General features: G+C 27.7%; 16 protein-coding genes. All 16 read left to right on the top strand.

Features of this window, described 5'->3' with window-relative positions; translation table 11 throughout:
• On the top strand, positions 1-478 hold a 478-nt coding region (locus FP421_RS09575), incomplete at its 5' end, for an SMI1/KNR4 family protein (RefSeq protein WP_236548092.1).
• A 32-nt stretch (positions 479-510) separates the two neighbouring features.
• Positions 511-909, top strand: coding sequence for a hypothetical protein (locus FP421_RS09570; protein WP_159950001.1), 399 nt, complete (start codon positions 511-513; stop codon positions 907-909).
• A 185-nt stretch (positions 910-1,094) separates the two neighbouring features.
• Positions 1,095-2,297 carry a PDDEXK-like family protein gene (locus FP421_RS09565; RefSeq protein ID WP_159949999.1) on the top strand — a complete coding sequence of 401 codons (1,203 nt, stop codon included), beginning with the start codon at positions 1,095-1,097 and terminating at the stop codon, positions 2,295-2,297.
• Between the two features lie 663 nt (positions 2,298-2,960).
• A complete protein-coding gene (locus tag FP421_RS09560; RefSeq protein WP_159949985.1) occupies positions 2,961-3,389 on the top strand; it encodes a hypothetical protein in 429 nt (142 codons plus the stop codon).
• Between the two features lie 5 nt (positions 3,390-3,394).
• Positions 3,395-3,754, top strand: coding sequence for a hypothetical protein (locus tag FP421_RS09555; protein WP_159949983.1), 360 nt, complete (start codon positions 3,395-3,397; stop codon positions 3,752-3,754).
• Between the two features lie 162 nt (positions 3,755-3,916).
• A complete protein-coding gene (locus FP421_RS09550) occupies positions 3,917-4,432 on the top strand; it encodes a hypothetical protein (protein WP_159949997.1) in 516 nt (171 codons plus the stop codon).
• A 144-nt stretch (positions 4,433-4,576) separates the two neighbouring features.
• Positions 4,577-5,164, top strand: a complete 588-nt coding sequence (locus FP421_RS09545) for a hypothetical protein (RefSeq protein ID WP_159949995.1) — start codon at positions 4,577-4,579, stop codon at positions 5,162-5,164.
• Positions 5,165-5,317: 153 nt separating this feature from the next.
• Positions 5,318-5,770 (top strand): hypothetical protein, encoded by a 453-nt coding sequence (locus FP421_RS09540; RefSeq protein WP_159949993.1) that lies wholly within the window; start codon positions 5,318-5,320, stop codon positions 5,768-5,770.
• A 231-nt stretch (positions 5,771-6,001) separates the two neighbouring features.
• Entirely contained in the window at positions 6,002-7,075 is a 1,074-nt protein-coding gene (locus tag FP421_RS09535; RefSeq protein WP_159949991.1) for a Fic family protein, read from the top strand.
• A gap of 142 nt (positions 7,076-7,217) precedes the next feature.
• Entirely contained in the window at positions 7,218-7,442 is a 225-nt protein-coding gene (locus tag FP421_RS09530; protein ID WP_159949989.1) for a hypothetical protein, read from the top strand.
• Positions 7,443-7,451: 9 nt separating this feature from the next.
• On the top strand, positions 7,452-8,339 hold the full coding sequence (locus FP421_RS09525; protein ID WP_159949987.1) for a hypothetical protein: 888 nt from the start codon (positions 7,452-7,454) through the stop codon (positions 8,337-8,339).
• A gap of 162 nt (positions 8,340-8,501) precedes the next feature.
• Entirely contained in the window at positions 8,502-8,930 is a 429-nt protein-coding gene (locus tag FP421_RS09520) for a hypothetical protein (protein ID WP_159949985.1), read from the top strand.
• Positions 8,931-8,935: 5 nt separating this feature from the next.
• The gene (locus tag FP421_RS09515; RefSeq protein ID WP_159949983.1) at positions 8,936-9,295 is read left to right on the top strand and encodes a hypothetical protein; all 360 of its coding nucleotides are present in this window, start codon (positions 8,936-8,938) and stop codon (positions 9,293-9,295) included.
• Between the two features lie 160 nt (positions 9,296-9,455).
• Complete coding sequence (locus FP421_RS09510; protein ID WP_159949981.1) at positions 9,456-10,004, top strand: hypothetical protein; 549 nt, start codon at positions 9,456-9,458, stop codon at positions 10,002-10,004.
• 643 nt (positions 10,005-10,647) lie between these two features.
• Positions 10,648-11,217: a hypothetical protein gene (locus FP421_RS09505; protein WP_159949979.1), complete on the top strand. Its 570-nt coding sequence runs from the start codon at positions 10,648-10,650 to the stop codon at positions 11,215-11,217.
• 151 nt (positions 11,218-11,368) lie between these two features.
• Positions 11,369-11,974, top strand: a complete 606-nt coding sequence (locus tag FP421_RS09500) for a hypothetical protein (protein WP_159949977.1) — start codon at positions 11,369-11,371, stop codon at positions 11,972-11,974.
• Positions 11,975-12,015 lie beyond the last annotated feature (41 nt).

The following is a 12,015-nucleotide window of genomic DNA, read 5'->3' as shown; positions in this document are numbered from 1 at the left end:
GTTGTACACAATTTACCAAAAAATGACATTTGAAGATATAAAAGAAAAGTATTCTGAACGAGAACCTACATTTCCAACGAATTGTCCTGAACCGAATGAAAAGGACTTGAACGAATTAATTGAAAAATATAATTGTAAGTTTCCTAAATCATTTATTGAATTTCAGCTTAAATACTGCAAAGAAATTCCACTCGGAGATTTCGCCTTTGACGGATTTGGTTTTGCGAATAAAAAGCTTGAACCTTATATGAATTTGGAGGAAGTTTTAAAAGATTATGCTGAATTAGAATTCCCTGAATATCTAACACCTTTTAGACAAGATAATGGAGATTTTTGGTGTTTCGATAATCGAAGTTCTGAATCTGAATTTCCTGTTGTGATTTTTGACCATAACTCAAACGGAATTGAAACTGACCCAAATTTTAATTGGGAAAATTTCATAGATTGGATTGACAAAACTATGGAAGATGAATATTAAAAAACTTCACTTAACAGTATTTAATTAAACTTATGAAGCCATTTACTACATATGGATTAAAATGTTCTAAAAAAGACGAAAAAATAATCGTTCAAAGAGTGAATGAATATTTAAAAACTCTTGATAGAACAATGTCAAAAGCAAAAAGTAAATCTATGCTTGATGCTCGTTTGCCATTTATTTTAAAACATTTTTATTGGAATCTTAATAAAGGAGTTGGAACTTGGTTTGAACTTTTTGTTAATGAAGATATTGAAGGAAAATATTATAATGAATCTAATAAAGAATGTGGATGGATAATTAAAGTGCGTATTGATTTAACTCATCCTTGTTATGAAAAGCAAAAGACCGAAACGTTTTTATTAGAAGTATTAAAATCTACCAAGTTTGAATTTATTATTATTGAGGAAAATGATGAAGATTTAGAATAAAAACTGTGTACAACACCGTATATAATTTATTGCTAGTTCTAGCCTACTTACGAAAATCCTCGCGGATTTTCTATTCGGTTTTTATTTGCTAAATTACGTGCTAAACCACGCAACAAACCATATACAAACACGTTGGCAACAATTAACCACTCACACCACTGAACTGCGCAAACCAATAAAAGTTAATGATAAATCTATTAAAAAAAGTAGAATTAATAAACTATAAATATTCGTTAATCAATGCCGAAAATGAATTTAATATTTTTGAAATTTTAAGGGATAAAAGTGACGAAGTACATTTACACTCACAATTTATTTACGAACTATTAAGAAACAACGGAAACCACAAATTTGGTTCGGAAATCACAAATTCACTTCTCGAAGTTATTGGCATCATAGATTTCGATTTAGATAGTTATTCTGTTCATAAAGAATATAAAAACATCGATATTCTAATTAAAAATGATAAACAAGCAATAATAATAGAGAATAAAATTTGGGCAGAAGACCAAAACAAACAATTGGAAAGGTACAATGAAATAATTACAATCGAAGGCTTTAAAGATATCTATATTTATTACCTAACACCTTTTGGGAAAGAACCAAGCAAAGAAAGTCTAGGAACTCTAAAACTACAAAGTAAGCGAAGCAATGATAAAACAGAAAAAGGTGTTGTAAATTTAATTTCATATAGCTTTCATATTTTAAGTTGGCTAGAAAATTGTATTGGAATAACAGCAAAAAATTCAAGACTTCGTGAAACCGTTATTCAATATCAGGATTTAATAAATAACATTACAGGAAAATCGAGTAATATGGAGCAAAGATTAGAAATATACAAACTATTAAGTGAAGATAACAATATTGAAAGTGCTTTAACTATTGCGCAAAATTGGATTCATATTAAATGGCATACAGAATGGGACTTTTGGAATTATTTTGAAGAAAAAATTAAATCAGAAAACTATATAATTCTCGATGAACAAAAATTTTCAAAAAAGAACTTGAATTCAGTAATTCATCAAGCAAGAAATAAGAATTTTTGGTATGGTCTAAAATTTGAATTGTCTGAATATAAGAATGAAAAAGTATATTTAATGATTCAAAGAGGTTTTGGGCAATTAATTTATGGAATAAAAACTGTTGAGAGTAATGTTGAGGAATTATCTGAATTAATAAATGGCTACTGCGAATTTAATGTAATGCAAAATTGGTGTTGTAGAAATCATTTTATTCCATCTATAAACTTTGAAGATTTCTCAAACAAGGCTACTTTGCATTTGAGTAATGAAAAAGTACGAAAAGAAAGAATAAATGAATATTGGTTGCAAATTAAAGGTTTGATTGAACATTACGAAAAAATAATAACTGTTGCCAACAATGTATAAAATTAATTGATTGGTAATAGCCTACTTACGAAAATCCTCTCGGATTTTCTATTCGGTTTTTATTTGCTAAATTAGGTGCTTAAACACGCAACTAATCTTATACATCAACGTTACAAGTAATAGTTCGGCGGAAAAAATACAAGCTGAAAAATGTTGAATTTTCAAAAACTGGAACACTCTCTCCCTCTCCAAAATTTATAAACTTTGAGTGAGTTTTTGAGTTGCTCAAGTTGAGCTAATTCTCACAAATTGTTGAATTTTTACTCTTGCGTAATTTCTGAATTGAACTGTAAAAACTGAACAGTCTCTCGCTCGTCGGAATTTATCAACTTTAAGTGAATTTTGAGTTTAAAACTTAAAATTAAGTATTGGAGTTTTGGAATTTTCACTCAAACGCTGAATTTTACAAACTGAAAATAAATGTGAATTTCTCACTTAATCGTTGACTTTTGAGCAAGTTGAATTTTGAGTAAAACGATTAAAATCTGTTATCACAAAATAAAACTCTACTACTTGTAACAAGGCGTATATTTTATTGCTGCTCATTTTTCCTTCGGAAAAATACGCAGTCCGCCAAATGCTGGTTTTTTTAATTTCTTTTTGCTAAATTTACGCAACACAAACATACACGCAACCGTTGGCAAACATTAAAAACCGAAAATATTGAAAGATAGATTATTGAAATTTATTACTAATTATGGTTTAATAATTGGAGGAATATTTATGATTCTGATTAGTTTAATAGTTTTAAGAAACGGATATCTTGACAAAAAAATAACAGAAAGGAATAAAACTGTATTGATAAAAGTTATTGATTGTTATGATTCTGGAAATAGTAATTACTTTTTAAAATTTGAATTTAAAGGAAAAACATTCGTAAAAAGAACTAAAGGTTTTTACTGTAAAGAAATCTCTGGAAAAAATGAAATTGAATTATTAAGTAATGAAAGTAATGACAGATTTATATTTTTAGATGAGTATGAAACTGATAATGACTTCTTTTTTGGTTCAATTTTAGGTTTGTTTGGATTATTTGTTATTTACAAAGGAAATAAAAACAGGAATTTAGAAAACGTAAAACTGAAAGAATAATATTTGTGAAAAAAAAGAAGAAAAAAAACAGGCATATTCTCAAATACATAACTGAAAGATGGTCTCTTTTTTTGTATTCAGGAATTGTATTGTACTTTTTATTCGGAATAGTTTTGAGAGGAAACTTAAAGAATTATCTTTTAAATAATAACTCTGAAATAACTAAAGCAGTTATAGTCAACGAAGAAAATTATTGGGGAAACAGTCCTGTTTCTCAAAAATTCTCTTATTCTTACGAATTCAGTGTTGAAGGAAAAAAATATAGGGAAGATTCAAGAAATGAAAAATTAAAAATCGGAGATAGTATTATTATTGAATACGTAAATTCATATCCGAAATTTAGTAGAGTAAAGAATGAAAAATAACGATTTGCCAACACCGTATATAATTTATTGCTAGCTTTTTGCTTACTTGCGAAAGTCCTCGAGGACTTTCTTGGTTGGTAATTATTTACTAAATTAGGTGCTGAAACACGCAACAAACCATATACAACAACGTTAGCTACAATTTCCAAATCATACTCAAAATTGAAGAATATAAACGAACCTTATTTTTTTGCATCATTTAGATCAACAAAACAAAAACCATCAGATTTTGGATTAAAAGAAGTTGAAGGAAAAGATTATTATTTAGATAAAAATAATAACAAATGGAGGAACGAATATCTATGGGATAATGGTTGGGGAAATGAATACGGATTTGTAAGATTGCCAGAATTGAATTTTACCCAATTGTGGAATCTATTAATGAAAACTAAAATTCAAAATAATCAACTTGGAGCATCTGAATTTTTGAACAGAAAATATTCGTTTGAATTGAAAGAGAAATTAAAGGAATTATTTACATCAACTGAAAAAATTAACCGAAAGTTGACTAAAAGATTATCTTTATTAGAAATTTTGAATAACGTTACGAATATTTCAGATGTTTATAATAAAAGTCCTGAAGAAGTAAGAAAAGATTATGAAGAATGGAAAAAATTAAAGTCTGAATTTGATAAGTTAAAAACTGAAAATTTTTGGAGACGAATAAAAAAACTGTAGCTAACAACGTATAAAATTTATTGCTGGTAAATCGCTTACTTGCGAAAATCCTCGCGGATTTTCTATTCAGTATTTATTTGCTAACTTTACACTAAACCAACGCAACAAACCTTATACAACAACGTTAGCTGTAATTCAAAAAAAATGTCAAAAGTAAAGAAGATGGAACCGTTGAAATTAATCTCGCATTTAAGAGGCGAGGTTGGAGGAATAATTCAATCGTGGGTAATCTTTAAAATATACGAATACAAGATTTTGGAATTAAAAACAGGAAATCTTTTAGAAGATATGGAAAATGAAAATCTGAACTTATTGAAAATTGTTCAGACTAAATTTAAAGAAGATATAATTTCAAGATTATCAGAGATTTCAAAAACTTCTCACGGAAGATTAAATTTTAATTTTGCAGCTGACAAATTTAAAATCCAAAAAGAAGAAGTGAAAAAATTCAGTAATTACTTGAAAGAAAAAAATATTGAATTTAGCCGAAATAAAAATATTTCTCATAAGGAAATTTCTTCTAGTTGGGAACAAATTGACCCTTCACCTTATATAAAAAACAAAGTAATAACAAAAGGTGTTGCTTGGGCTATGGTTATTATGAAAAGATTTGATAAAGAATATTATGGAAGTGAATATAATAGATTTTGGCAAATTGAGAGAAGGAAAAGATACAATTTGGAAATGCCAGGAGCACCAAAATATATGTTATTCCCTCATATTAGAAGGTGAAAAAACTACAGCTAACACCGTACAAAATTAATTGCTTGCTTTTTGCTTACTTGCGAAAATCCTCGCGGATTTTCTTTGTCAGTAATTATTTATTAACTTTATTGCTTAACCAACGCAACTAACTTTGTACAAACACGTTGCCATTAATTTGAAATGACCGTTATAAATTCAATATTTTCAGTTTCATTAAGTCTGATTTTCGTATTCATTAATCTGAATAGCGGAATAAAAACGTCTGAAATACAAAACAAAACTCTGACCGAACAAATTGATTGCGGAATTGAAAGTGTGACTCTGAAAACGGAACGAATTGAAAAGAAACGCAAGTTTTTATTCTGGAATTTAAAACATAAAAAAGTAATCGTGACTGACCGAATTATTGACCAAAATGGAAATGAAGTTTTTGAAAAAAAATCAGTTTTTATAAGCTCAATGGATGCTTCAGACACAAGAAAATTTAATCGCATAAAAATTGTCGGAAATGAAATTTGGATTTTCAGTCACGGCAAAAATGTGGATAAAGTTAAACCTATTAATCGTTATAATTTTTGTGGAGATTATCTTGGAAAAAAAGATTGGGAAGACGGAGATTATTACGACGACTGAAATAAAAAACTAATGGCAACAATGTATAAAAATAATTGCTAGATTATTGCTTAACCAAAGGTCGTTGCAGTTTTGTTACGTCTGATTTTCCTGCGGAAAATCCTCGCACACAAAACCGCAACTATTCTTATACGTAAACGTTGTACTTAATGCGGGACAAAAAGTCGCATATCGAATCTAATTGAACTATTTTTTGTATTTTTGGTACATATATAATATACTATAGATAAAATGTCCCAAATCAATAAACTTGCAAAACTACCACCAAAAAGAGAAAAAGTAGAGACTATTGAAATTCTTCGACAATTGAGTAAATCTTCAAATTCATTAGGAGAATTAAAAGGAATTGCTAAAACTATTCCTAATCAAGAAATGTTAATAAATGCTGTTGTCTTGCAAGAAGCTAAAGATAGTTCAGAAATAGAAAATATTATTACAACACAAGATGAATTATATAAAGCTTTAGCTACAAACATAAAACAACCAACTCAAGTTAAAGAAGTTATAAATTATAGAAGTGCTATTTTTTCTGGTTTTGAATTAATACAGAAACAAGGATTTTTAAAGCTAAAAGACATTGAAACTATTCAAAAAACCATTATCGAAAATAATGCTGGAATTCGGTCAATGGCTGGAACTGTTTTAAAAAATGATAAAACTGGAGAAATTGTCTATACGCCACCACAAGAAAAAGAGGAAATTTTAGATTTATTAGGCAATTTCTTAGAACATTTTAATGTTAAACAAAACGATTTAAATCCGCTAATTAATTTAGCCATATTACACTATCAGTTTGAAAGTATTCATCCTTTTTATGACGGAAATGGAAGAGCAGGAAGAATACTAAATATTTTATACCTAATTATAAACGACCTTTTAGATATTCCTATTTTGTATTTAAGTTCATATATCAACGAAAATAAAGCAGATTATTACCGTTTACTAAATACAGTTAACAATAAAGATGAATGGTCTGAATATATCATTTATATGCTAAAAGCTGTTGAAGTAACATCAAACAGAACCATTGACAAAATAAATTCAATTAAAGTATTATTGGATAAGACTATAATATATGCACAAGAAAAGGAACCTAAAATTTACAGAAAAGAATTAATTGAATTACTCTTTGAACAACCTTATTCTAAAATAGAATTTGTTGTAGAAAAATTAAACGTAGAAAGAAAGGCCGCTTCAAGATATTTAAAAAAAATGGAAGAAATTGGAATACTAACCTCTCAAAAGATTGGAAGAGAAAGTGTTTATGTGAATACAAAATTGATTGAAATATTAAAAAAGCACTAAGTACAACACCGTATATACTTTATAGCTATTAATTGCTTATTTGTGAAAATTCTCGCACTCATTTTATTCCGTTTTTATTTACTATTTTAGTGCTTTGTAAACGCTAGAAAGCATATACAACAACGTTGCCAACAATTTGAGAATGACAGATATCAAGAAAATAGAAACCATTGAAAAAGCAATTTCCAGTCTTGAAGTTTACAAGAAAGGTTTAAAGGATGGGAATATCAAGAGTTTTGAGAATTTGAAATCAAAAATCTTACCTGTTTTGACTGAAAATGAAAAAATTAGATTTTCTCAAATTGAATTTTATTCCGAGCAAGATGACTTTGATAATATTATGAACGATGATGATTTACCTTTTTAATTCAAACCTATGGCAATCGAAATAAATAGTTCAGGATTTGAGCAAGCTCAAGTACTTCTTTCTGATATTATTTTCAAACTAAAATCTGATAAAAAAAGTGAATCTGATTTACAGAAATTAAAGCTACTACAAGCTCGACATAATAACCCAGAATTTGAAATGGAAATCGCAGAACTGATTTGCGGAGACAATAACAGTTTTCCATACAGAAGTTCTTTTTTTCTTACCAAATTTTTTAAAGATTTAGGTCTTCAATTTGAACACGATGGTTCAACAAGAAGATTTTGGGTTCGAGACACTTTATTGTTGCTAAATATTCACGATTTATCTTTAGTTTTTAGAAAAGGTCTATTCAATAAACGAGATTTCAGGAAGTATACCAAAGAACAAAAGCTTGATTTTGATACTGAATATCAAAAAGCAATAAAGGAATTTAAAGAAATCCTCAATGATAGTTTGCATATTGATGATGGTATGGACTTATCATATTTATTGGACTTGAATGTAAACGTGGAACTACTTTTTGATAGAAAAACTAAAACTAATGACCAAGAATTGGACTCATTAATCAACGAGGCTAAAGACAGATTTTTCATTCCAAAGGATAAACAAATTGCATTAGAAAAATTATGGGATGCATTCGAGAGAATTAAAACTTATTTTGATTCAAACAAGAAAAAATCGTCTTCCGAATTGGTTTCTATTGCGTCTGATGGTTTCAATTTTGAATTTATCGAAAATGAATTTAAACTATTGACCAAAATTGGCAACGACTATAGAATAAGACATCACGAAACGAACAAAATAGAAGTATCAAAATCAAAGCATATTGACTATTTGTTTTTTCGAATGTTATCATTAATAGATTTATGCATTAAAAGTATAAATGAAAAATAAAAACTGTTGGCAACAACGTGTATAATTAATTGCTTTGGTCGTTGCTTACTTGGAAAATTCCTTCGGAATTTTCTCGCGTTCGTTTTTGTTTACTAAATTAGTTGCTTAAACACGCAACTAACCATACACAAAACCGTTGGCAAACATTAAAAACCGAAAATATTGAAAGATAGATTATTGAAATTTATTACTAATTATGGTTTAATAATTGGAGGAATATTTATGATTCTGATTAGTTTAATAGTTTTAAGAAACGGATATCTTGACAAAAAAATAACAGAAAGGAATAAAACTGTATTGATAAAAGTTATTGATTGTTATGATTCTGGAAATAGTAATTACTTTTTAAAATTTGAATTTAAAGGAAAAACATTCGTAAAAAGAACTAAAGGTTTTTACTGTAAAGAAATCTCTGGAAAAAATGAAATTGAATTATTAAGTAATGAAAGTAATGACAGATTTATATTTTTAGATGAGTATGAAACTGATAATGACTTCTTTTTTGGTTCAATTTTAGGTTTGTTTGGATTATTTGTTATTTACAAAGGAAATAAAAACAGGAATTTAGAAAACGTAAAACTGAAAGAATAATATTTGTGAAAAAAAAGAAGAAAAAAAACAGGCATATTCTCAAATACATAACTGAAAGATGGTCTCTTTTTTTGTATTCAGGAATTGTATTGTACTTTTTATTCGGAATAGTTTTGAGAGGAAACTTAAAGAATTATCTTTTAAATAATAACTCTGAAATAACTAAAGCAGTTATAGTCAACGAAGAAAATTATTGGGGAAACAGTCCTGTTTCTCAAAAATTCTCTTATTCTTACGAATTCAGTGTTGAAGGAAAAAAATATAGGGAAGATTCAAGAAATGAAAAATTAAAAATCGGAGATAGTATTATTATTGAATACGTAAATTCATATCCGAAATTTAGTAGAGTAAAGAATGAAAAATAACGATTTGCCAACACCGTATATAATTTATTGCTAGCTTTTTGCTTACTTGCGAAAGTCCTCGAGGACTTTCTTGGTTGGTAATTATTTACTAAATTAGGTGCTGAAACACGCAACAAACCATATACAACAACGTTGCCAACTATTTAGGAAAACACTCTGAATGAAAAAAATTATTTTAGAATATAGATTTACTAATCATCAGAAAATTACATTTTTACTTTATCTTGGAGCTCCTTTTTTAATTAAAATTTTCTTTTTGTTCAAAAATAATTTAAGTCCGAAAGATTATTTAATTCTTTCACTTTGTATTATTTGTTATCTATTCCTAATATCAATAGCATTTCTGAAAAGAGGGTTCTTGAAAAGAAATTCAAATCTTTATATTGGTTCATTTTTTTTAGGAGAATTGTTTTTTAAAAAACGAATTGACATTTCTAAAACACCGAAATTAGCAGTGTTGAAATTTAGGAAATCTCAAAAACTTGCTTGGTTTAGTGATGCAAAACCAGATTTAGCAGATATATATAAAACCTTTGAAATTAACATTTTGAATGAAAGACATACAAAACGTGAATCAATATTAAATTTAAAAAAGAAGGAATACGTTAAACCAACAATTGAATTTTTAAGCTCAAATTTTGATTTGAAATATGAGAAATATAATCCGAATTTTAGAAAAAAAACAGTTGGCAACAACGTGTATAATTAATTGCTGCTTTTAGCTCACTTGGAAAATCCTTCGGATTTTCGCCGTTCGTGATTTATTTAGTAGATTAGTTGCTTAAACACGCAACTAATCATAACACAAACACGTTGCCAAAAACTGTACTCACTCATATGTTGAAAATGAAAATTGAGCATAATTTTTTTGAATTTTAAGACAAAAAAAGAATTTAAAAAATGCTGAACACTCTCTCGCTAGCAAAATTCAACAAGTTGAATTTTGCATAATGTGGAAAATATAAAACGTGTGAATTTTCTCAAACTCGGAAAACACAAAATGCTGAATTCTTACTCTTCCGAAACTTCGGAACTGAACTTAAAAAATTTGTGGAAAATCAAAAATTCAGAAAATCTGAATTGTGGAATTTACTTAAACTTTGAACTAAAAACTTGACGGAATTTTTACTCAAATGTTGAATTTTAGAAAACTGAATGAATTAAAATAGGAAAAATAGGAATATAATAAACAGCTATTTGGCAACACCGTGTATAAAAAATTGCTTATTTTTAGCTTAATTTAAAAGTAGTTGCATTTTTGCACACTTTGATTTTCCTGGCGGAAAATCCTCGCGTACAAAAATCGCAACTTTCCATAACACAACAACGTTGTGGTGCATTAAAAAAACGAAATGAAAATCAAGAAAAGTAATCTTCTTTTTATAATATTTATGTTATTCTTTAGTATTTATACTTTTCGGAATTATATAGTTGCTTTCTATTACACTCAATTCAATAAGAATAAGGAAATTGAAATTTTGGAAATAGATTTGAATCAACAAAAAACATATCAAGACATTTTAAAAATTGAGAAATTTAAAGATAGACCAAGTTTTATATATTTTAATACTCGATTTAGTTTTGAAAGATTGGAAAAAGATGCACCAATATTAAGAAATATTTATAGCGAATATGGTGAGAAATTGAATTTAATATTTATTGCAAATGGATTGGATGATGAACCAGAAGAAGAAAAAAAATGGATTATTAAAATTAATAAGTTTGAACTAAAAGGAATTCATATTAGTTTACCTGATAACTATAAAGATTTTGACACATATTTTAAAGAATCAAATAATTCTAATGGATTAATGACAACGCATATTCCACATTATCTACTTGCGAATAAAAATGGAATAATTACTGACACAATATTTAAAGGAACAATTGATATGAATAAAATCAAAATAATGACTGAATAAAAACGACACCACAACAACATATATAATTTATTGCTGGCTTTTTGCTTACTTACGAAAATCCTCGCGGATTTTCTTGGTCAGTAATTATTTACTAAATTAGGTGCTTAAACCACGCAACAAACCATATATAAACACGTTGTAAAACATTTGAATGAAAATCCTGCTAACAATTTTATTAGTTCTGAATTTTGGAGTTTCTAACTCACAAAACTTCATCGACGGAATAATTTATTGTGCAGAACATAGCGCTAATGAAAAATTAAGATTTGCAATTGGAGAACAAATTTTAGATAATAACTTCAAATTTGAGAAATCAGAAACCTTAATTGAAGTTTATAATGAAAATGAAGACAGACTTGAAAGATTGACTTTAGATGAATTTAATAAATCTAATTTTCCAGCTACTCAATTATGGTTAAATTATAAAGTGATGGACGAAAACCTAATTTTAACGGAATTGGGATTTCCTTTTAATCTTAATTGCACAACACCTTGGAATAAAAAAGAAATTCAGGAAATTTTAGAACCTTATTTAAAAGTTTTGCAGAATAAAACCAAAATCGACTTGAAAAAAGCTCTTGAAATCGGAAATGAAAACGGACTGAATGAAATATATTACTGGGACATTGATTATGAGAAAAGGAAACTGACTTGGACATTAAAAAGCAAACTGAAAAATAACCAATCGAAAGTGATTAAGATAAACTCTAAAAACGGTAAAGTGATTTCGGAATTTATTGAAATCCCAATCGATTAAAAAAACGTTTTACAACAATGTGTATAATTCATTGCTAGTTA

The organism is Polaribacter septentrionalilitoris (assembly GCF_009832745.1).
Classification (GTDB): Bacteria; Bacteroidota; Bacteroidia; order Flavobacteriales; family Flavobacteriaceae; genus Polaribacter; species Polaribacter septentrionalilitoris.
Note: the sequence above shows the minus strand (reverse complement) of the source record. Positions and strands in the feature narration are given on the sequence as shown.

Bases quoted from the DNA above. Each gene is read 5' to 3' on its own strand.
- FP421_RS09510 (WP_159949981.1), top strand. From the start codon at position 9,456: ATGAAAAAAATTATTTTAGAATATAGATTTACTAATCATCAGAAAATT.
- FP421_RS09505 (WP_159949979.1), top strand. From the start codon at position 10,648: ATGAAAATCAAGAAAAGTAATCTTCTTTTTATAATATTTATGTTATTC.
- FP421_RS09535 (WP_159949991.1), top strand. From the start codon at position 6,002: ATGTCCCAAATCAATAAACTTGCAAAACTACCACCAAAAAGAGAAAAA.
- FP421_RS09565 (WP_159949999.1), top strand. From the start codon at position 1,095: ATGATAAATCTATTAAAAAAAGTAGAATTAATAAACTATAAATATTCG.
- FP421_RS09530 (WP_159949989.1), top strand. From the start codon at position 7,218: ATGACAGATATCAAGAAAATAGAAACCATTGAAAAAGCAATTTCCAGT.
- FP421_RS09525 (WP_159949987.1), top strand. From the start codon at position 7,452: ATGGCAATCGAAATAAATAGTTCAGGATTTGAGCAAGCTCAAGTACTT.
- FP421_RS09540 (WP_159949993.1), top strand. From the start codon at position 5,318: ATGACCGTTATAAATTCAATATTTTCAGTTTCATTAAGTCTGATTTTC.
- FP421_RS09545 (WP_159949995.1), top strand. From the start codon at position 4,577: ATGTCAAAAGTAAAGAAGATGGAACCGTTGAAATTAATCTCGCATTTA.
- FP421_RS09570 (WP_159950001.1), top strand. From the start codon at position 511: ATGAAGCCATTTACTACATATGGATTAAAATGTTCTAAAAAAGACGAA.
- FP421_RS09500 (WP_159949977.1), top strand. From the start codon at position 11,369: ATGAAAATCCTGCTAACAATTTTATTAGTTCTGAATTTTGGAGTTTCT.